General features: G+C 59.3%; 16 protein-coding genes. 11 read left to right on the top strand and 5 right to left on the bottom strand.

All coding sequences use genetic code 11. From position 1 onward, the window contains the following. Nucleotides 1-374: 374 nt before the first annotated feature. Nucleotides 375-2,975: a bifunctional aconitate hydratase 2/2-methylisocitrate dehydratase gene (acnB, locus tag CE491_RS29345; protein ID WP_110951807.1), complete on the bottom strand. Its 2,601-nt coding sequence runs from the start codon at nucleotides 2,973-2,975 to the stop codon at nucleotides 375-377. 529 nt (nucleotides 2,976-3,504) lie between these two features. On the opposite strand from acnB, the gene CE491_RS29350 reads away from it, so the two are divergent. Beyond that, the gene (locus tag CE491_RS29350; protein WP_110951808.1) at nucleotides 3,505-3,984 is read left to right on the top strand and encodes a DUF1289 domain-containing protein; all 480 of its coding nucleotides are present in this window, start codon (nucleotides 3,505-3,507) and stop codon (nucleotides 3,982-3,984) included. A 47-nt stretch (nucleotides 3,985-4,031) separates the two neighbouring features. Here the strand turns inward: CE491_RS29350 and CE491_RS29355 are convergent, their stop codons facing one another. Continuing rightward, nucleotides 4,032-4,958: a universal stress protein gene (locus tag CE491_RS29355; protein WP_110951809.1), complete on the bottom strand. Its 927-nt coding sequence runs from the start codon at nucleotides 4,956-4,958 to the stop codon at nucleotides 4,032-4,034. Between the two features lie 222 nt (nucleotides 4,959-5,180). Here CE491_RS29355 and miaE point away from each other — a divergent pair, with 222 nt between their 5' ends. The 5 genes from miaE to CE491_RS29380 all read left to right on the top strand — a co-directional run bounded on the left by miaE (nucleotide 5,181) and on the right by CE491_RS29380 (nucleotide 10,886). Further along, nucleotides 5,181-5,786 (top strand): tRNA-(ms[2]io[6]A)-hydroxylase, encoded by a 606-nt coding sequence (miaE, locus tag CE491_RS29360; RefSeq protein WP_110951810.1) that lies wholly within the window; start codon nucleotides 5,181-5,183, stop codon nucleotides 5,784-5,786. A 243-nt stretch (nucleotides 5,787-6,029) separates the two neighbouring features. Further along, nucleotides 6,030-6,503, top strand: coding sequence for a MarR family winged helix-turn-helix transcriptional regulator (locus CE491_RS29365; RefSeq protein ID WP_110951811.1), 474 nt, complete (start codon nucleotides 6,030-6,032; stop codon nucleotides 6,501-6,503). Then, nucleotides 6,500-7,996 (top strand): efflux transporter outer membrane subunit, encoded by a 1,497-nt coding sequence (locus CE491_RS29370; protein WP_110951812.1) that lies wholly within the window; start codon nucleotides 6,500-6,502, stop codon nucleotides 7,994-7,996. The genes CE491_RS29365 and CE491_RS29370 overlap by 4 nt, the downstream gene beginning before the upstream one ends. Nucleotides 7,997-8,006: 10 nt before the next feature. Further along, nucleotides 8,007-9,290, top strand: a complete 1,284-nt coding sequence (locus tag CE491_RS29375; protein ID WP_110951813.1) for an HlyD family efflux transporter periplasmic adaptor subunit — start codon at nucleotides 8,007-8,009, stop codon at nucleotides 9,288-9,290. Nucleotides 9,291-9,353: 63 nt separating this feature from the next. Next, on the top strand, nucleotides 9,354-10,886 hold the full coding sequence (locus CE491_RS29380) for a DHA2 family efflux MFS transporter permease subunit (protein WP_110951814.1): 1,533 nt from the start codon (nucleotides 9,354-9,356) through the stop codon (nucleotides 10,884-10,886). Between the two features lie 145 nt (nucleotides 10,887-11,031). On the opposite strand, the gene lpxH is transcribed toward CE491_RS29380, so the two are convergent. Both lpxH and CE491_RS29390 read right to left on the bottom strand, forming a co-directional pair. Beyond that, nucleotides 11,032-11,796, bottom strand: a complete 765-nt coding sequence (lpxH, locus tag CE491_RS29385; RefSeq protein WP_110951815.1) for a UDP-2,3-diacylglucosamine diphosphatase — start codon at nucleotides 11,794-11,796, stop codon at nucleotides 11,032-11,034. After that, nucleotides 11,793-12,296: a peptidylprolyl isomerase gene (locus tag CE491_RS29390; RefSeq protein WP_110951816.1), complete on the bottom strand. Its 504-nt coding sequence runs from the start codon at nucleotides 12,294-12,296 to the stop codon at nucleotides 11,793-11,795. Before CE491_RS29390 ends, lpxH begins: the two co-directional genes overlap by 4 nt. A gap of 280 nt (nucleotides 12,297-12,576) precedes the next feature. Here CE491_RS29390 and CE491_RS29395 point away from each other — a divergent pair, with 280 nt between their 5' ends. Together CE491_RS29395 and cysS are read left to right on the top strand one after the other, a co-directional pair. After that, the gene (locus CE491_RS29395; RefSeq protein WP_110951817.1) at nucleotides 12,577-14,274 is read left to right on the top strand and encodes a glutamine--tRNA ligase/YqeY domain fusion protein; all 1,698 of its coding nucleotides are present in this window, start codon (nucleotides 12,577-12,579) and stop codon (nucleotides 14,272-14,274) included. Nucleotides 14,275-14,284: 10 nt separating this feature from the next. Beyond that, nucleotides 14,285-15,667, top strand: a complete 1,383-nt coding sequence (gene cysS, locus CE491_RS29400; protein WP_110951818.1) for a cysteine--tRNA ligase — start codon at nucleotides 14,285-14,287, stop codon at nucleotides 15,665-15,667. A gap of 216 nt (nucleotides 15,668-15,883) precedes the next feature. On the opposite strand, the gene CE491_RS29405 is transcribed toward cysS, so the two are convergent. Next, on the bottom strand, nucleotides 15,884-17,731 hold the full coding sequence (locus CE491_RS29405) for a sigma-54-dependent Fis family transcriptional regulator (protein ID WP_110951819.1): 1,848 nt from the start codon (nucleotides 17,729-17,731) through the stop codon (nucleotides 15,884-15,886). A gap of 327 nt (nucleotides 17,732-18,058) precedes the next feature. Here CE491_RS29405 and CE491_RS29410 point away from each other — a divergent pair, with 327 nt between their 5' ends. From CE491_RS29410 to CE491_RS29420, 3 genes are read left to right on the top strand one after another with little or no spacing between them, the layout of a single operon-like run. Continuing rightward, nucleotides 18,059-19,153 carry an ABC transporter ATP-binding protein gene (locus tag CE491_RS29410; RefSeq protein ID WP_110951820.1) on the top strand — a complete coding sequence of 365 codons (1,095 nt, stop codon included), beginning with the start codon at nucleotides 18,059-18,061 and terminating at the stop codon, nucleotides 19,151-19,153. Continuing rightward, a complete protein-coding gene (locus CE491_RS29415; protein ID WP_110951821.1) occupies nucleotides 19,153-20,283 on the top strand; it encodes an ABC transporter ATP-binding protein in 1,131 nt (376 codons plus the stop codon). The genes CE491_RS29410 and CE491_RS29415 overlap by 1 nt, the downstream gene beginning before the upstream one ends. Then, nucleotides 20,276-21,142, top strand: a complete 867-nt coding sequence (locus CE491_RS29420; RefSeq protein ID WP_110951822.1) for a carbohydrate ABC transporter permease — start codon at nucleotides 20,276-20,278, stop codon at nucleotides 21,140-21,142. The genes CE491_RS29415 and CE491_RS29420 overlap by 8 nt, the downstream gene beginning before the upstream one ends. Nucleotides 21,143-21,169 lie beyond the last annotated feature (27 nt).

Below are 21,169 nucleotides of genomic sequence, written 5' to 3' on the forward strand. Positions count from 1 at the left end.
GTTCGTCGGCGTGGCTATCACCTGCAGAACAACAAGCATGGCGAATCCACCAGAGCGCGCGCTTTACTGGCGAACGGGGATGCCAGACAACTCATCCATGACTGACCCACCGCGTTCGCTGCCGTCGTAACCTCCAGCGTCCTCCACAGATACAACCGTGTACCAGGGGGTTGCACACCCACACAACCCGCGTAGGAGTCCGGCTTGCAGCGGCAAAGATCTCACCGACGTTAGCGTCGCCAAGCTGTGTTACAGCCTTACGCGATAGTCAAGACGCCGCCGAACGCGACGGAGTCGGGCCAAACCAATCGCCCCCCAAAAGCCCATAAAAAAACCCCACCGAAGTGGGGTTCTTTCAACGCAGTGTCTCGATCTTACGCTTGAACTACCGGAATATTGGCGTTCGCTGCGGACTCACGGAACTCGGCGATCTGGTCGAAGCTCAGGTACCGGTAAACATCGGCAGACATGCTGTCGATCTTGCCCGCGTACTCCATGTACTCCTCAACCGTCGGCAGACGACCCAGGATCGATGCCACGGACGCCAGCTCAGCCGAAGCCAGGTACACGTTCGCGCCATCACCCAGACGGTTCGGGAAGTTACGCGTCGAGGTCGACACCACGGTCGCGTTCGGCTCGACACGTGCCTGGTTACCCATGCACAACGAGCAGCCCGGCATTTCCATGCGCGCGCCGGCCTTGCCGTAGATCCCGTAGTAGCCTTCCTCGGTCAGCTGGTGAGCGTCCATCTTGGTCGGCGGCGACAGCCACAGACGGGTTGGAAGCTGGCCCTTGACCTGATCCAGCAACTTGCCCGCAGCGCGGAAGTGACCGATGTTGGTCATGCACGAACCGATGAACACTTCGTCGATCTTCTCGCCAGCAACGCTGGACAGCAGACGGGCGTCGTCCGGGTCGTTCGGCGCGCAGAGCACAGGCTCCTTGACGTCGGCCAGGTCGATCTCGATGACTTCAGCGTATTCGGCGTCGGCATCGGCTTCCAGCAGCTCGGGGTTGGCAACCCAGGCTTCCATCGCCTGAGCGCGGCGTTCCAGCGTACGTGCGTCGCCGTAGCCTTGCGCGATCATCCAGCGCAGCAGGGTGATGTTGGACTTCAGGTACTCGGCGATCGACTCTTTCGACAGCTTGATGGTGCAACCAGCGGCCGAACGTTCTGCCGAGGCGTCGGACAGTTCGAAAGCCTGTTCGACGGTCAGGGTTTCCAGACCTTCGATTTCCAGGATGCGACCGGAGAAGGCGTTTTTCTTGCCTTTCTTCTCGACCGTCAGCAGGCCTTTCTGGATCGCGTAGTAAGGAATGGCATGAACCAGGTCACGCAGGGTGACGCCCGGTTGCAGCTTGCCTTTGAAACGAACCAGGATCGACTCCGGCATGTCCAGCGGCATGACGCCGGTGGCTGCGGCGAACGCGACCAGACCGGAACCGGCCGGGAACGAGATACCGATCGGGAAGCGGGTGTGCGAGTCGCCACCGGTACCGACGGTGTCCGGCAGCAGCATGCGGTTCAGCCAGCTGTGGATGATGCCGTCGCCCGGACGCAGCGAAACGCCGCCACGGGTCATGATGAAGTCAGGCAGGGTGTGGTGAGTCTTGACGTCGATCGGCTTTGGATAAGCAGCTGTGTGGCAGAAGGACTGCATCACCAGATCGGCGGAGAAACCCAGGCAAGCCAGGTCTTTGAGTTCATCACGGGTCATTGGACCTGTGGTGTCCTGAGACCCTACGGTGGTCATCTTCGGTTCGCAGTAGGTGCCCGGACGGATACCGTCGGTGCCGCATGCCTTGCCGACCATTTTCTGGGCCAGGGTGAAACCCTTGGTGCTGGCAGCCGGTACTTCAGGCAGCTTGAACAGCGTCGAAGGTGGCAGACCCAGTTCAGCGCGTGCCTTGCTGGTCAGGCCACGGCCAACGATCAGCGGGATACGGCCGCCGGCGCGGACTTCGTCCAACAGCACTGGGGTCTTCAGTTCAAAAGTGGTGATCACTTCGTCGCTGTCGTGCTTGGTGACTTTGCCTTCGTATGGGTAAACGTCGATCACGTCGCCCATGTTGATGTTCGACACATCGAATTCGATTGGCAGTGCGCCCGCGTCTTCCATGGTGTTGTAGAAGATCGGAGCGATCTTGCTGCCGAAGCAGAAGCCGCCAGCGCGCTTGTTCGGCACATAAGGAATGTCGTCGCCGAAGAACCACAGCACCGAGTTGGTTGCCGATTTACGCGAGGAACCGGTACCGACCACGTCACCGACGTAGGCGATAGGGAAGCCCTGACCGCGCATTTCTTCGATCTGCTTCATCGGACCGATGGCGCCTTGTACATCAGGAACGATGCCGTCGCGGGCCATTTTCAGCATGGCCAGGGCGTGCAGCGGGATGTCAGGACGGGACCAGGCATCCGGCGCAGGCGACAGGTCGTCGGTGTTGGTTTCGCCGGTGACCTTGAAGACGCGCAGGCTGATCTTCTCGGCCAGGGTCGCACGCTTCTGGAACCACTCGCCATCGGCCCAGGACTGCAGCACGGCTTGAGCGTGTGCGTTGCCGCTCTTGGCTTTTTCAGCAACGTCGTGGAAGGCGTCGAACATCAGCAGGGTGTGCTTCAGTTGCTCTGCGGCGACCGGTGCCAGGTCGGCATCGTCCAGCAGATCAACCATGGTCACGATGTTGTAGCCGCCTTGCATGGTGCCGAGCAGTTCTACGGCGCGCTTCTTGTCCAGCAGAGGGGAAGAGATTTCGCCCTTGGCCAGAGCGGAAAGGAAAGCGGCTTTGACGTAGGCAGCTTCGTCAACTCCAGGTGGAACGCGATTGGTGATCAGATCAAGCAGGACAGCTTCTTCGCCAGCCGGTGGGTTCTTCAGCAGCTCGACCAGGCCTGCGGTTTGTTCGGCGTTAAGCGGCTGGGGCACGATACCCTGGGCGGCACGCTCTTCGATGTGTTTACGGTAGGCTTCAAGCACAGTATTACCCTCATCAGTGGTCCCAAATGGGTGTCCGGGACGCTCATCCAGAAAAAGTCCGCAGCCGTGCGCTTTAAAAACTTTTTGGGTCTTTGGGCAGGCAGCTGACGATCTCCAACAGAAGCTGTTTTCAAAGTTTTACGCCTGCATGAGCGGTTTGGGAGGAGGGGACGCAGGGCGAACCTGCGTCAAACCGACTGCGGGGTAGGCTCGATACGATAAGTGGCTGCGTTCAGTCATGCTGCGTTGAAAACACCCGCACAATGCTCATTTAGGTTCCCTAAACTCTGCTTGCTCGGGTGTTTTTGCCTTGCCTGACTTTCGCTCGCCGACTTCTCGTAGCAAGCCCTGACTGTGCTCGTGACGCTTTGAAAACAGCTTCCAACGGACATTGGCGCCTTAAAAGGCCCGGTGATTCTACGGCAAAAAAAAGGTAAAGGTAAGTTAGCCCCTACATCTTCAAGGGTGTACCCCGTTAGACAAAGGGCTAACATGCGGGCTTGTTTCGTCCGCTGCCGTGTTTCCCGCCATGCCCAATCACATCATCAAGACGCCCTGCGTGGGCTTGTGTTCCACCGTTTACGGCGATCTCGTGTGCCGCGGTTGCAAGCGCTTCCACCATGAAGTGATTCACTGGAACGGCTACAACGAGGACGAGAAGCGCGCTGTCTGGTTGCGTCTTGAACAGCTGCTGGTGCAGGTGATGACGGCAAAGGTCGAGGTATTCGATGCAGAGAAGCTGCGCCAACAGCTGGAACAACGCAAGATCCGTTTCGTGCCGCAGCAGTCGGAATATTGCTGGGCCTACCAGTTGATCGCGCGAGGCGCGCGGGTGATCAACAATCTGGAAGCGTACGGGATGGTGCTGCTCCCCGAATTCCGTGACTGGGGCCTGCCAGAATTGCGCGATGCCATTGATCGGGAATTTTTCCTGTTGTCCGAAGCGCACTACGAGCGTTACATCGCGCCGGGTTTTCTGCAGGACGCCCTGCAGCCATCGCCACCCTGATCAGGCGCCGGCGAGCGCCATCAGACTCTCGTTCAGCGAATGGCTTCTTAAAATGTTGTAGGAGACCTCGCTTCTGTCTCATTCAACGTTCCCTGACTTCGCGACCTGGCCAATTCTTCTTCCAGGTGCGCCAGTATTTCCTCGCTCTTGAGCACCAGCACATCGCTTTCCAGCGAATCGAGCACCACTTCGGCAGTATTGCCGATCAATGCGCCAGAAATCCCGGTGCGGCCTACCGTGCCGATGATTGTCACCGCCGCCTGCAAATGATGGGCGGTGAACGGAATCAACACATCCGCCGCGCCTTCGGCGATATGCAGGTGCCCGTCATCGATGCTGAATGCGCGCTGAAACGCCTTGCACTGCTCGCGATATTTGCCCTCGGTGCTTGAAGACAATTGATAGACGGGGTCCGCCGCCGACAGCATCGGCGAAGGGTGCGCGGCGATGACATGCAGCTCGCCTTCGGCTATTTCGGCGATGTTGTATCCGTACTGAATGATGCTGTCGTGCAGGGCCGTGTGCTCGCTGTCCGGGTTGCCCACATCGACCGCTGCGAGAATCGCTCCGCCTTTCCATGGCCGATGGGTCTTCACCATCAGCACCGGACAGGGACAGTAGCGCAACAGTTTCCAGTCCGCAGGCGTCAGCAGGGCTTTTTTCAGGGTGCTGTCGGGGAAGTGCTGTTTGATCACCAAGTCAGCGCCCAGAGCCTGTTGCGCTTTGACAATCGTCTGGTGGGTGGTCTCATGCCAGTCCTGTTCGGTTGTCACCTTGATGTCCTTGGCCTCCAGCACGTGTCGAAGGTCGGTCAGCAACTCGCTGTGGTCGAGTTTCCTGTCGCACACCAGCAGGTGCAGGCTAGCCCCTATGGCGCGCGCGAGCAGGCAGGCGCGCGGCAGGGCGAGATTGGCCACCTTGTCGGTTTCGGCGCTGGGTTCGATGACCACCACAATCCTGCGAATCGATTGCATGAGCTGATCTCCCTGGAGGACTTCATGACACGTTCGGCCTTGCACACATGGGGCGGTTGCCTCATTGAATATAGTTGCCCGGGGTAAAATGGCCGCAATGAACTGCCTGCCGGGAAATGTCACGTTGATCGGGGTCATGGGTTTTACCGATCAAGAGGCTGGCTCTGCGCCCGGAGGCCCGTATAATGCTGCGCCTTGCCCAGCCAGCCATTCGTGAACCTCATGCAGATTTATCCGCAAATCGACGCCTTCCTGCTTTGCCCAACCCCGGATGCTTGGGTCCAGGCGGCCTTGCAGAACCTGGATATTCTGCTGATCGACCACGCGAACAATGAAAAGAAAGCCGCCGGGGCGGCGTTTCAATTTATGTTCCAGTACAACGACAAGTTCGACCTGCTGGCCAAGATGTCGCGTCTGGCCCGTGAAGAGCTGCGTCATTTCGAGCAGGTGATCGGCATCATCAAGAAGCGCAACATCCCGATGGCCAACATCAGTTCGGCGCGCTATGCCGGCTCGTTGCGCAAGCGGGTACGCAATCACAATCCCTATCGCCTGACCGATGCGCTGATCGTCGGCGCGATTGTCGAAGCCCGGTCGTGCGAGCGGTTTGCGGCGCTGGTTCCACATCTGGACCCCGACCTGTCGAAGTTCTACGCCAGCCTGCTCAAATCCGAGGCCCGGCATTTTCAGGATTACCTCAAGCTCGCCTTTCTCTATGGCGACGAAGCGGATGTCGCCGCCAAGATCGAAGAAATCCGTCTGGCCGAGCGCGAGCTGATCGAAAGCCCCGATGAAGATTTCCGGTTCCACAGTGGCGTGCCTGCCTAAAGAGCTGCTTGGCTGCTGCGCACCGTTGTAGCTGTCCGCCGGCGGTGGCCTTTTATACGACCCTCAGCTGGCAAGCCAGGCGGCTGCAGAGGGTTCATACATTCCGCTCGTTGGCTCATGCCTATCCGGCCAGCACACTCGCCTGATAGTCCGCATTGTAAATATTGTTTCATTGTGTGTTTGCTGCCTAGGCAGTAATATCCTCAGCCACTTACTGCCTAGGCAGATAATTGGTGACGATCTATGGCGCATTTCACTCCCGAAAATTTCAATGACAGCCTGCTGGGCATGCTACTGGGCCGTACCGAACAGCTGAAGAACCGCATCCTTGACAAGCGTCTTGAGCCACAGGGCTTGACTGCGCAGCAGTTCAAGGTGCTGATCATGATCGCCAGGTTCTGCGCGGAAACACCGGCCGACCTGTGCCGTATGCTCTCGTTGGACAGCGGTTCGATGACCCGCATGCTCGATCGTCTGGAACAAAAGGAGTTGCTGACCCGCGCACGGTCTGAATCGGATCGTCGTCAGGTGCGTCTTGCGTTGACCGAAGCCGGTCAGGCGCTGTCGGACCTGTTGCCGCTGATCGGCGCCGAGGCGATGAATGAGATGGTTGGCGTGCTCGAAGATAGCGAGCTGGTCACGCTGGAGAAGATCCTCACCAAGATTCTGGTTGCCTCGGCGGACCCCATCACGCTCGCCCGGATTGCAGGACAATGAACATTCGACCCAAGCAGGGCTCGGCCCTGCGCACTTCGTCAAGCCTGGTGTTTGTCGCGCTGGTCATGGCTGGCTGCGCCAACTCCAAAGGCCTGAACACCGAGGGCGTCGGTATCGATGCCAACAGTCTGCAGGCCGCGCAAAGCCTCAAGGGTATCAACCTGTCGTCAGCCGCCTGGCCGAAACGCGACTGGTGGACCAGCCTCGGCGATCCACAACTCAACGACCTGATCACCGAAGCATTGCGTGACAGTCCTGACATGCAGGTTGCTGCCGCCCGGACGCATCAGGCCACCGCTGCGGCCTATGCTGCCAACGCCGATCGCATGCCGACCGTTGATGCCGACGCCAGTGTCGGCCGCTCGCGTCTGGCAAAAGATCAGGATCCGACAGGCGAGGGTGGCCGTTACAGCACCTTGCGCAGCCTGGGTGCCAGCTTCAATTACAACTTCGACCTGTGGGGCGGCCAGCGTGCGGCCTGGGAGGCGGCGTTGGGGCAGGCCCGTGCCTATGAGATCGACCAGCGTGCGGCGCAGTTGACCCTCGCGGCAGATGTTGCCCGCGCCTACAGCGACCTCGGGCAGGCCTATGTCGTTCGTGATCTGGCGGCCGACGACCTCAAGCGTAACCGGCAGCTGCTGGAACTGGGCGCCCGGCGCTTCAAGTCCGGTATCGACAGCGAATACCAGTATCAGCAGACCGAGAGCCTGGAAGCCGGCTCTCGCGAAGCGCTGATCGACGCGGACAAGCGCCTGCGCACGGCCAAGATCACTCTCGCGGTGCTGATGGGCAAAGGCCCGGATCGCGGCGAAGAACTGGCCCGGCCTAATTTGCTCAAGCCTGCCGCGGTCGCCTTGCCTTCGGTGGTGCCAGCCGAGTTGCTTGGTCGTCGCCCGGACCTGGTGGCGGCGCGCTGGCGGGTCGAGGCGGCCAACAAGGACATCGCGGCCAGCAAGAGCAACTTCTATCCGAACCTGAACCTCAGTGCTTCGGCAGGCGTGGATTCATTGCTGGGTGACGCGATGTTCGGTTCAGCCAGCCGCTTCTTCAACGTTGGGCCGACCGTTTCGCTGCCGATCTTCGATGGCGGCCGTCGTCGCGCCGATCTCGACGCCCGCGATGCCGACTACGACGTGGCGGTCGCGCAGTACAACAAAAGCCTGGTTCGTGCCCTGGGTGACGTCAGCGACAACATTGGCCAGCTGCACTCCATCGGCGGTCAGATCGATGCGCGGCAGCAGGCCACCGATGTCATCCAGAAATCCTACAACACCGTCGTTCAGCGCTATTCCTCGGGGATCGGCAACTACCTCGATGTGTTGACCGTCGAGCAGCAATTGCTGCAGTCGCAACGCCAACTGGCTGATCTCAACGCGGAACGAATCGATCTTTCGATCCAGTTGATGCAGGCCCTGGGGGGAGGCTTCGAAGAGAGCAAGCCCGGCGATAACGCCGCCCCGGCCGTCCCGTCAACTGCTTCGCTGACTCATTAAGGTAATCGTCATGGCCACTGCCACTACCGAAAACAACGCTGCAAACGAACAAAAGGACGCTCAGGGCGCAGACCCCGGGCAACAGGACGGCAAGCAACAGGATGCCAAACAGGACGACAAATCAGGCAAGCCGCAAAAGAACCCGCGCAAACGCAAGCTGCTGCTGATCGGCCTGGCGGTGATCGTGATTCTCGCGGGCCTGGGTGTCTGGGCCTGGTATGAAATATGGGGTCAATGGAGCGAGAGCACCGACGACGCCTACGTCAACGGCAACGTGGTGGAAATCACGCCTCAAGTGACGGGCACGGTCGTCAGCATCGGTGCCGACGATGGTGACCTGGTTCGCGAGGGCCAGGTGCTGGTGCAGTTCGACCCCAACGACGCCGAGGTCTCGCAGCAGAGTGCCGAGGCCAATCTGGGCAAGGTAGTGCGTCAGGTGCGCGGCCTGTACAGCAACGTCGATGGCATCAAGGCGCAACTGGCAGCGCAACGCGCTGAAGTGCAAAGGGCTCAGGACAACTTCAACCGTCGGCGCAATCTGGCGGCGGGCGGGGCGATTTCCCAGGAAGAGCTGTCCCACGCCAAGGATGACCTGACCAGCGCGCAGAATGCGCTGACTAACATCCAGCAGCAACTGGTGACCAGTACGGCATTGGTAGACGACACTCAGGTGTCCTCGCACCCGGACGTGAAGGCGGCTGCCGCTCAGTTGCGTCAGGCCTATCTGTCCAGCGCGCGCAGCACCCTGATTGCGCCGGTGACCGGCTACGTCGCCAAGCGCACTGTGCAGCTTGGGCAACGTGTGCAGCCAGGGACCGCGCTGATGGCCGTGATTCCGCTGGATCAACTGTGGATCGACGCCAACTTCAAGGAAACCCAGCTGGGCAAGATGCGCATCGGTCAGCCGGTGGACATCGAAGCCGACCTGTACGGCAGCGACGTGAAATACAGCGGCACCGTCGACAGCGTCGGCGCCGGGACCGGCAGTGCGTTCGCCTTGTTGCCGGCGCAGAACGCCACCGGTAACTGGATCAAGATCGTGCAGCGGATTCCGGTGCGGATTCACATCAATGCCGATGAACTGGCCGAGCACCCGCTGCGCATCGGGCTGTCCACGGTGGTCGACGTCAACCTGCATGACCAAAGCGGTCCGGTACTGGCGCAACAACCGCCCAAGCAGGCTTCGTACACCACTGACGTCTACACCAAGCAGTTGGCCGAGGCTGATGCCTTGATCAACCGTGTGATTCACGAAAACAGCGCATCTGGCCCAAGCAAGACGGCACAGCGCTGATTCGCCAATCCATAGGCTCCGGTCTCGAGGCCGGAGCCATTTCAGAGTGTCAAAGGATTCGCGATGAGTAACAACGCTCCCGCTTCTTTTACGCCGCCCAGCCTTTTGTTGAGCACCATCGGCCTGTCGCTGGCGACGTTCATGCAAGTGCTGGACACCACCATTGCCAACGTCGCCTTGCCGACGATTTCCGGCAACCTGGGGGTAAGCTCGGATCAGGGCACCTGGGTCATCACCTCGTTTGCGGTGAGTAACGCCATCGCATTGCCGCTGACGGGTTGGCTGAGTCGGCGCTTGGGTGAAGTGAAGCTATTTATATGGGCCACGCTGCTGTTTGTGGTCGCCTCGTTTCTGTGTGGTATTTCCACGTCGATGCCTGAACTCGTAGGTTTTCGGGTGGTGCAGGGGCTGGTCGCCGGGCCGCTTTACCCGATGGCACAGACGCTGCTCATTGCGGTCTACCCGCCGGCGAAAAGGGGGATGGCCCTTGCACTGCTGGCGATGGTCACGGTGGCAGCCCCCATCGCCGGACCTATTCTCGGCGGCTGGATTACCGACAGTTACACATGGCCCTGGATCTTCTTCATCAACGTGCCCATCGGTGTATTCGCCGCGATTGTGGTGCGCACGCAATTGGCGGCGCGGCCTGTCAACATCACCCGGCAGCCAATGGACTATATAGGGCTCATGACCTTGATCATCGGCGTGGGCGCGTTGCAGGTCGTGCTCGACAAGGGTAATGACCTGGACTGGTTCTCTTCCAACTTCATCATTATTGGCGCGGTGATTTCGGCGATCAGTCTGGCGGCGTTCGTGATATGGGAACTGACCGACGAACACCCGGTGGTCAATCTGCGGCTGTTTTCCTTCCGCAATTTCAGGGTCGGCACCATTTGTCTGGTGCTGGGCTATTCCGGTTTTTTCGGGATCAATCTGATCCTGCCGCAGTGGCTGCAGACACAGATGGGGTACACCGCGACTTACGCAGGTCTGGCAGTGGCCCCTCTGGGCATATTGCCGGTGCTGCTGTCGCCGTTCGTGGGCAAATACGCCCCCAAATTCGACCTGCGTCTGCTGGCAGGGCTGGCATTTTTCGGGATTGGCTTGAGCTGCTTCATGCGCTCGAACTTCACCAGTCAGGTGGATTTCGAGCACGTCGCGATGGTGCAGCTATTCATGGGTGCGGGGATCGCGCTGTTCTTCATGCCGACTCTGAGCATTTTGCTGTCGGACCTGCCGCCGTCGCAGATTGCCGATGGGTCAGGCCTTGCAACCTTCCTGCGTAACCTGGGCGGCAGTTTTGCGGCATCGCTGACCACCTGGATCTGGATTCGTCGGGCCAACATGCACCACGCTTACCTCAGCGAAAGCGTGAGCACCTATGAGCCAGCTACGCGCCACGCGTTGGAGACAATGGGCGGTGCGAGCAATCAGGCCTATGCGCAGCTCGACAGCATGGTCACCAGCCAGGCCTACATGCTGTCAACGGTGGAATATTTCTACATGATGGGCTGGTTGTTCTTCGCGCTGATTCTGGTGATCTGGATGGCCAAACCGCCGTTTTCGGCCAAGCCCGGACCAGGAGCAGGGCATTAAGACAGCAGATCCACAGCTGGCGCGGTAAATGTGGGAGTGAACTTGCTCACGACGACTGAGTGTCAGTCAACATTGAACTGGCTGACATGCCGCATTCGTGAGCAAGCTCACTCCCACAGCTTTCGAGCTGTACGATCTACCGGGTTCAGCTGTTGCTTTCGCCGTGCCCGATCGCCGACGGCTCGTCTTGCACAAATCCGAACGAAGTCAGTCGAAAGCCCTGTTCATCGACCTGCAACGCCCAACCCTCGCGGTCCCAGTCCCCGAGTACGATCCGCTGCGCGGTGTCGTCGCCGATTTGCAGTTTGTGGATGGCAGGGCGGTGGGTGTGGCCGTGGATCAGGGTTTTCACGCCGAACTCGGACATGATCCGCGGCACTTCTTCGGGGGTCACATCGACGATGTCGTTGGCTTTCAGGCGGGTCTGCGCGCGGCTTTCGCTGCGTAACTTGCGCGCCAGCTTGTGCCGGGTGTTCAAGGGCAGGTGACGCAGAACCCATAAAGTCAGTGGATTGCGCAGCAAGCGACGCATGCGCATATAGGCTTCATCGCGGGTACACAGGCTGTCGCCGTGCATCAGCAACACCGGTTCCCCGTTGAACTTCACGACACTTGGATCGCGAAGCAGGGTGCAGCCAGCCGCCTTGCAAAAGGCCTGGCCAATCATGAAGTCGCGATTGCCGTGCATCAGGAATACCCGCGTGCCACTGTCGCTCAAGGCGCGCAGGGCTTCGCAGATCGAGCGCTGGAAGGGCGACATCGCGTCATCGCCGATCCAGGCTTCGAAAAAATCCCCGAGGATATACAGCGACTCGGCGCCACGGGCCCGGTCACTCAGCAGATCCAGAAACGCCCGGGTGATATCCGGGCGTTCTTCTTCCAGATGCAGATCGGAGATCAGCAGTATCACTCAATGATCTCTGCTTTCTCGATGATCACATCTTCAGCCGGTACGTCCTGGTGGCCAGCCTTGGAGGTCGTGGCAACGCCTTTGATCTTGTCAACGATCTCCGAACCTTCAACCACTTCACCGAACACTGCATAGCCCCAGCCTTGCACGGTCTTGGCGCTGTGGTTGAGGAAGCTGTTGTCAGCGACGTTGATGAAGAACTGTGCCGATGCCGAATGCGGTTCCATGGTGCGAGCCATGGCAACGCTGTACTTCTTGTTCGGCAGGCCGTTGTCGGCCTCATTCTGGATGCTTGGGCGCTTGTCTTTCTTTTCCTTCATACCTGGCTCAAAACCGCCGCCCTGGATCATGAAGTTACCGATGACGCGGTGGAATACGGTGTTGCTGTAGTGGCCGGCGTTCACGTATTCAATGAAGTTGGCGACAGTGATCGGTGCTTTTTCAGCGTTCAATTGCAGGACGATGTCGCCGTGGTTGGTGGTCAGTTTTACTTTGGACATGTTCTCGGTCGCTCTCTTGGAATTCGTGGTTGGTCGTGTCGATCGCGGCTTACAGCACAGGAACTGGTTGCAAGTACCGCTGATTTCACCCGGGCGCGCAGTTTACAGAGGCTGCTCGCGCAACGGGAAGTTGCATTGAAGTCATTGCCGCGAAGACCCGCGATGTATCTCGGCAGTTTTGTCACTGCACGCTGTCAGGGGCTTGACAGGTTCGGCTATGATAGGCGCTTTGATTTATTCGGCCTACCCTGGTCAAGACTGTTAGGTTTTCAAGGATCCTATGAGCAAGCCCACTCAAGACGCCGCTGCGAATTCAAAGGCAGGCCCTGCAATTCCCACCAACTTCCTGCGCCCGATCGTGCAGGCAGACCTGGATTCGGGCAAGCACACCAAGATCGTGACCCGTTTCCCGCCGGAGCCGAACGGCTACCTGCACATCGGTCATGCCAAGTCGATCTGCGTCAATTTTGGTCTGGCTCAGGAGTTCGGTGGCGTCACGCATCTGCGGTTCGACGACACCAACCCGGCCAAGGAAGACCAGGAATACATCGACGCCATCGAAAACGACGTCAAATGGCTGGGCTTTCAGTGGTCCGGGGAAGTGCGCTATGCCTCGCAGTATTTCGATCAGTTGCACGACTGGGCTGTCGAGCTGATCAAGGCGGGCAAGGCCTACGTCGACGACCTGACCCCCGAGCAGGCCCGTGAATACCGCGGTACCTTGACCGAGCCGGGCAAGAACAGCCCATTTCGTGAGCGTAGCGTCGAAGAAAACCTCGACCTGTTCGCCCGCATGAAGGCCGGTGAGTTCGAAGACGGCGCCCGCGTGCTGCGTGCCAAGATCGACATGGCCTCGCCGAACATGAACCTGCGCGACCCGATCCTGTACCGCATCCGCCACGCTCATCATCACCAGACCGGCGACAAGTGGTGCATCTACCCGATCTACGACTTCACCCACGGTCAGTCGGACGCCATCGAAGGCATCACCCACTCGATCTGCACCCTGGAGTTCGAAAGCCATCGTCCGCTGTATGAATGGTTCCTCGACAATCTGCCGGTGCCGTGCAAGCCGCGCCAGTACGAGTTTTCGCGCCTGAACCTGAACTACACCATCACCAGCAAGCGCAAGCTCAAGCAACTGGTCGATGAGAAGCACGTCAACGGTTGGGACGACCCGCGCATGTCGACCCTGTCGGGCTTTCGCCGTCGCGGCTACACCCCGGCGTCGATCCGCAATTTCTGCGAAATGATCGGCACCAACCGTTCCGACGGCGTGGTCGACTTCGGCATGCTCGAATTCAGCATCCGTCAGGACCTGGATCACAACGCCCCGCGCGCGATGTGCGTACTGCGTCCGCTCAAGGTCGTGATCACCAATTATCCGGAAGACAAGGTCGATCACCTCGAGCTGCCGCGTCATCCACAGAAAGAAGAGCTCGGCGTGCGCAAGCTGCCGTTCTCCCGTGAGATCTACATTGATCGCGATGATTTCATGGAAGAGCCACCGAAGGGCTACAAGCGTCTGGAGCCGAACGGCGAAGTGCGTCTGCGTGGCAGCTACGTGATCCGTGCCGAGGAAGCGATCAAGGACGCCGACGGCAACATCGTCGAGCTGCGTTGCTCCTACGATCCGGACACCCTGGGCAAAAACCCCGAAGGGCGCAAGGTCAAAGGCGTGGTTCACTGGGTACCGGCCGCTGAAAGCATCGAGTGCGAAGTGCGTCTGTATGATCGCCTGTTCCGGTCTGCGCACCCGGAAAAGGCAGAAGAGGCCAAGACCTTCCTGGACAACATCAACCCAGGCTCCTTGCAGGTCCTGACCGGTTGTCGGGCTGAACCTTCTTTGGGTGAAGCTGCGCCGGAAGACCGTTTCCAGTTCGAACGCGAAGGTTATTTCTGCGCGGATCTGAAGGACTCGAAACCCGGTCGACCGGTGTTCAACCGGACCGTCACTCTCCGCGATTCGTGGAGTTAAGGTAGGAAACGTGCTCTCTATTTACAACACGCTCACCAAGAGCAAAGAAGTCTTCAAGCCACTGGATGGCAACAAGGTGCGTATGTACGTCTGCGGCATGACCGTGTACGACTACTGCCATCTGGGTCACGGCCGCAGCATGGTCGCCTTTGATCTGGTGACCCGCTGGCTGCGTTTCAGCGGCTACGACCTGATCTATGTGCGTAACATCACCGACATCGAAGACAAGATCATCAACCGAGCTCACAAGAATGGTGAGCCTTTCGATGCCCTGACCGCGCGCATGATCGATGCGATGCACGAGGACGAAGCGCGCCTGAATATTCTCAAGCCGGATATGGAGCCACGTGCCACAGACCACATCCCCGGCATGCTGAGCATGATTCAGACGTTGATCGACAAGGGGTACGCTTACGCACCCGGTAATGGCGACGTGTACTACCGCGTCGCCAAATTCATGGGTTACGGCAAGCTGTCGCGCAAGAAGATCGAAGATTTGCGCATCGGTGCGCGGATCGAGGTCGACGAAGCCAAGGACGATCCGCTCGACTTCGTGCTGTGGAAAGGCGTCAAGCCGGGCGAGCCGAGCTGGGAGTCGCCATGGGGTCCGGGGCGTCCGGGCTGGCATATCGAGTGCTCGGTGATGTCCACCTGCTGCCTGGGGGAGACCTTCGATATTCATGGCGGCGGCAGCGATCTGGAATTCCCACACCACGAAAACGAAATCGCCCAGAGCGAAGCGGCCACTGGCAAAACCTACGCCAATGCCTGGATGCATTGCGGCATGATCCGCATCAATGGCGAGAAGATGTCCAAGTCCTTGAACAACTTCTTCACCATTCGCGACGTGCTGGATAAATACCATCCGGAAGTAGTGCGTTATCTGCTGGTGTCGAGCCACTACCGCAGCGCGATCAATTATTCGGAAGACAGCCTGAAAGAGTCCAAGGGCGCGCTGGAACGTTTCTACCATGCGCTCAAAGGGCTGCCAGCCGTCGAGCCTGCAGGTGGCGAAGCGCTCGTCGAGCGGTTCTGCGCAGCGATGAACGATGACTTCGGTACGCCGGAAGCCTGTGCGGTGCTGTTCGAGATGGTGCGCGAGATCAACCGCCTGCGTGACAGTGATGTTGCGGCAGCGGCCGGTCTGGCGGCGCGTTTGAAGCAATTGGCCAGCGTGCTGGGCGTGTTGCAGCTCGAAGCCGACGACTTCCTGCGCGCAGGCGCTGAAGGTCGTGTCGATGCCGCAGAAGTGGAAGCGCTGATCGCGGCGCGTCTGCAAGCCCGTACCGACAAGAATTGGGCCGAGTCCGATCGCATCCGCGACCAGCTAACCGCCTTGGGCGTGGTGCTGGAAGATGGTAAAGGTGGGACAACCTGGCGGTTGGCGGATTGATTCAATTCAGGGTTGCTCATCAACCCTGGGCATGCGGTGTATCTGGTACACCGCCTTCGCCACTGTCGTAACCTCCAGAAGCTCCCACAGGTTCAGCGTCGATCACAAATCTGATCAACCACGCAAAACCTGTGGGAGCTGCAGGAGCTGTGCGACAGCCGCGAATGCGGAGGGTCAGAAACAGATGAGTCACATGACGCACTGCCCAGCCGCCCTTCAAACATGCTGATCCTGCTCCCGGAGTCGCTTGTACAACGTATTACGACTCACCCCCAGCCGCTTGGCCAACTGCGAAATATTCCCCCCGGCCGCCTGCAATAACTCATTCAATTCTTCCGGCGTATCCAACGCAGCCTTGCGATGGGGCGCGGTGTCGGACCTTGTGCGGCCGTTCTCCATCTCCAGATCGGCAAAGAAATCTTCCGGTAGGTGCTCGATGGAAATCGGCTGATCGTCGGCCAAGGCCAGCGCCACCTGAATCACGTTGCTCAACTGGCGTAAGTTACCCGGCCACGGATGCCGTTCGAACAACGTCAGGACTGAAGCATCGAATCCCGCTGTCTGCTGAGGTTCGCGGTGCTGTTGCCAGATCGCCTGTACCAGTTCGGCCTTGTCGGTGCGCTCACGTAGCGGTGGCAGTTCCAGATTCAGGCCGCTGATGCGGTAATACAAATCCTGCCTGAAGCGCCCGCTTTGCACCTGTTCGCGCAACGAACAGTGAGTCGCTGAAATGACCCGGATATCCACCGGGTACAGCTCGCTACTGCCTAACGGCTGCACGCAGCGCTCCTGCAACACCCGCAGCAGCCGCGCTTGAACGGGCAGCGGCATGTCGCCGATTTCGTCGAGGAACAAGGTGCCTTTGTCAGCCTTGCGGATCAGGCCGATGCTGCCTTTATGGTGCGCGCCGGTAAACGCGCCTTTTTCGTAACCGAACAGCTCGGCTTCGACCAACTCAGAAGGGATTGCCGCGCAGTTCACCGCGATAAACGGCCGATCCGCCCGCGAACTGGCTTGATGCAGATTCTTGACGAACACCTCTTTGCCCGCGCCGGTCTCGCCGAGGATCAACAGCGGGACGTTCTTCTCCAATAGACGCTGGGCCTGAAGCACAGCCTTGGCGACTTTCTCATCACCAAAACCCGCGGTCGTGGCTTGGTTGATGTCGGCTTTCTTCGCAGGGGACACGGTCCGGAATGTCAGCACCGCCGCTTTCGGCCGTTTGATCAGGCAGTGAAAGCGGTTATGTCCCGAGGCCTGAAGCGGGAAGGGCTGACCTTCCTGTTGATCGAGCAGGTGCGCGATTGGCGCCTTGAACAGGTTCTCGATATTCACCTGCAACAGACTCACACCCAGCAGATTATCGGCGCGGCGGTTGGCGCAGAGGATGCGGCCACTCTCATCGAACACCAGCAGCCCGGCCCACTGGCTGTCGAGGTTGTTCAGCCCGGTGTTGAAGGTCAGTTGAAAGTAGCCGTTCTGGAATTGGTCGAGGATCAGCCGGTTTTCGATGGTCTGGCTCATCATCTTCACCATCCCCAACGTGTGCGACGGTGGCAGGAAGCTGTCGCTGGACACATCGAGCACCGCGACCATCCGCCGGGACGCATCGAAGATCGGCGCCGCCGACCCGGTCATGAAGCGGTTGGCCTTGAGAAAGTGTTCATCGTGTTCAATGTGAACAGCCTGTTCACAGGCCAGCGCGGTGCCGATGGCGTTGGTGCCGACGCCTCGTTCCAGCCAACTGGCGCCTGCGACAAAACCCTTTTGCTGAGCCGGTTCGACGAAGCGCTTGGTGCCCCAGGAGTTGAGCACCTGACCTTGCTGATCGGCCAGCAGGATCAAGCAATTGGAGTTGCTGAGAATGTTTTCGTAGAAGGGCAGCACCTGTTGATGGGTGGTCTGCACCAGCGCGTGATGGCGCTCCAGCAAGTGTGAAACCTGCTGGTCAGGCAAGCGGCCAAAGGCCGGGCTGGACTGATGGTCAAGGCCGAACTCACGGCAGCGGGCCCAGGAGTCCTGAATGATGGTGTCGTGAGCGATGGGTGCGGCGGGTGTGGCCATGGGCATGTGTCCGTGCGCGAGCTTTTATTGTTTTTGAGATACGGCTTTGGCAGAGCATCCGTGCTCGAATCGTTCACCCATTGTTGTTCAGGATTGTTCAAAGTCAATGTTCATTTTGTTCAAGTGTTCAGTCTTTCCTGTTCATTTATGTTCATCAACGAATATGGGGTTGCTCCAAATTTAGCTCTGAGCGCTCTAATCTGCGGCTTTTGACTCGCTGTTCGCTAGCGAATGTCGATTGGCACGATTGTCGCTATCCAACAATCGGTCGCTAAACAACCCGACCAAGTGTTACACCCCGAACAAAACAAATAAAAAGGGCACGCCATGTCTCTCACGCTTGAGCACGTCAGCCGCGCGGTCGACGGTCAGATCTGGATCGACGATGCTTCGCTGAGCTTCGAACCCGGCTCATTCAACGTATTGTTGGGGCGCACCTTATCAGGCAAGACCAGCCTCATGCGCTTGATGGCCGGTCTGGACAAGCCTGACAGCGGCCGAGTACTGATGAATGGCAAAGACGTCACCCAGATTGCGGTGCGTCATCGCAACGTCTCCATGGTTTACCAGCAGTTCATCAACTACCCGAGCATGACCGTCTTCGACAACATCGCCTCGCCGCTGCGCCAGGCCAGGATGTCGAAGGACGAAATCGAAAGCCGCGTGCGGGAAACCGCAAAGATGCTGCGGATCGAAAAATTCCTTACCCGCTACCCCCTTGAACTGTCCGGCGGCCAACAGCAACGCACGGCCATGGCCCGTGCGCTGGTCAAGGACGCCGAACTGATCCTGTTCGATGAGCCACTGGTCAACCTCGACTACAAACTGCGCGAAGAGCTGCGTCAGGAAATGCGTCAGTTGTTCGAGACCCGCAACACCATCGCGGTGTACGCGACCACCGAGCCCAACGAAGCGCTGGCTCTGGGCGGGACTACGACGATCCTCCACGAAGGCCGGCTGATTCAGAGCGGCAGGACCCCCGAGGTCTATCACCAGCCAAAAACCGTGCTCGCTGCCGAGTTGTTCTCCGAGCCGCCGATCAACCTGATGCCGGGGCGCATCGAAGGCAACGAAGTGAGTTTCGCCAACTTCGTGCATTTCCCGCTCAACGTCGACCTGCGCAAAATCGGCGATGGTGACTACGGGTTCGGGGTGCGTCCCAGCCACCTGAGCCTGGTGCCGTCCAATGACGACGATCTGGAACTGGCGGTAACCGTGGAGCTGGCCGAAATCAGCGGTTCGGAAACCTTCCTGCATGTGCGCAACGAGCACTTCTCGCTGGTGCTGCATCTGCCGGGCGTTCACGAGTACGACGTCGATACGCCGATCCGCGTGTACATCCCTACCCATAAATTGTTCGTATTCGATCAGCAGGGCGGCCTTATCCAGGCCCCGGGCCTGCGCATGGCGAGGGTTGCCTGATGGCCGAGATACGCTTGCAACAACTCGCGCACAGCTACAGCGCAAGCCCCAGTGGCCCTGAAGATTACGCGATCCGCGAGATGACCCACATCTGGGAGCAGGGCGGGGCATATGCCTTGCTCGGGCCATCCGGGTGCGGCAAATCGACTCTGCTCAACATCATTTCCGGCTTGCTCAGTCCGTCCGAAGGCAGGGTGATGTTCGACTCCACGGTGGTCAACGACCTGTCGCCGGAGCAGCGCAACATCGCTCAGGTTTTCCAGTTTCCGGTGGTCTACGACACCATGACGGTGTTCGACAATCTGGCCTTTCCGCTGCGCAATCAGGGCATGGCCGAGGCGAAGGTTCAGGCCAAGGTGCAGGAAATTGCCGATGTTCTCGACCTGCAACCGCTGCTGAAAAAGAAAGCCAAAAACCTCACCGCCGACGAGAAACAGAAGGTTTCCATGGGGCGCGGGTTGGTGCGCGACGACGTGTCGGCGATTCTGTTCGACGAACCGCTGACCGTGATCGATCCACACCTGAAGTGGAAACTGCGGCGCAAGCTCAAGCAGATCCACGAGCAGTTCAACATCACCATGGTCTATGTCACCCACGATCAGCTCGAGGCCTCGACTTTCGCCGACAAGATCGCGGTGATGTACGGTGGCCAGATCGTGCAGTTCGGCACCCCGCGCGAATTGTTCGAGAAACCCCATCACACCTTCGTGGGCTACTTCATCGGCAGCCCCGGCATGAACCTGATCGAGGTCAAGCCCGAGGCGGGCGGCGTCGGTTTCGGCGGGATCCATCTGCCGTTGCCCGAAGCCTTGCAACAGCGCCTGGCGGCGACGCAGTGGAGCACGCTCAAGGTCGGGATTCGGCCGGAATTCGTGCATGTCTGGGACGGCCCGTTCGACGATGCCATGTGCGCCGACGTGACCTATGTCGAGGACCTGGGCACTTACAAGATTCTTACCCTGAATCTGGCGGGGCAGTCGCTCAAGGTGCGTCTGCAGGAAGACAAACCGGTGCCGCAGGGTCAGGCCTGGATCAGTTTCCCGGCCCAGTGGCTGATGCTCTACGCCGATGAATTTTTGCTGGAAGCCGCCGCGAATCAAGTACCGGCCAGCGAGGTGCCCCATGAGTAAAGTGCAGAACAACAAGGCCTGGTGGCTGGTGCTGCCGGTGTTTCTGCTGGTGGCATTCAGCGCAATCATTCCGATGATGACCGTGGTCAACTATTCGGTGCAGGACATCTTCGACCAGTCCAGCCGTTATTTCGTCGGCGCCGACTGGTTCAGACAGGTGTTGCAGGACCCTCGCCTGCATGACTCGCTGCTGCGTCAGTTCATTTACTCGTTCTGCGTGCTGCTGATCGAGATTCCACTGGGTATCGGCATCGCCCTGACCATGCCGACCAAGGGGCGTTGGTCGTCGCTGTGCCTGATCGTGATGACCATCCCGCTGCTGATTCCATGGAACGTGGTCGGCACTATCTGGCAGATTTTCGGCCGTGGCGACATCGGCCTGCTGGGTTACGCGCTGAACAATTTCTTTCACATCAACTACAACTACGCGGCCAATGCCTCGGACGCCTGGGTGACGGTGCTGGTCATCGACGTTTGGCACTGGACCTCGCTGGTGGCGCTGCTCTGCTACTCCGGTCTGCGGGCGATTCCGGACGTGTACTACCAGGCGGCGCGAATCGACCGGGCATCGAACTGGGCCGTGTTCCGACATATCCAGTTGCCGAAGATGAAGAGCGTGCTGCTGATCGCGGTGATGCTGCGCTTCATGGATAGCTTCATGATCTACACCGAGCCGTTCGTGCTGACCGGCGGCGGGCCGGGCAACTCGACGACCTTCCTCAGCCAGACCCTGACCACCATGGCGCTCGGCCAGTTCGACCTGGGTCCGGCGGCAGCATTCTCGCTGGTGTATTTCCTGATCATTCTGTTGGTCTCTTGGGTGTTCTACACCGCGATGACCCACGGCGAAAAGAACTGAGGAGCGGCCCATGAGCAAGCGCGAAAA

The sequence above is a fragment of the Pseudomonas bohemica genome (assembly GCF_002934685.1).
GTDB lineage: Bacteria > Pseudomonadota > Gammaproteobacteria > Pseudomonadales > Pseudomonadaceae > Aquipseudomonas > Aquipseudomonas bohemica.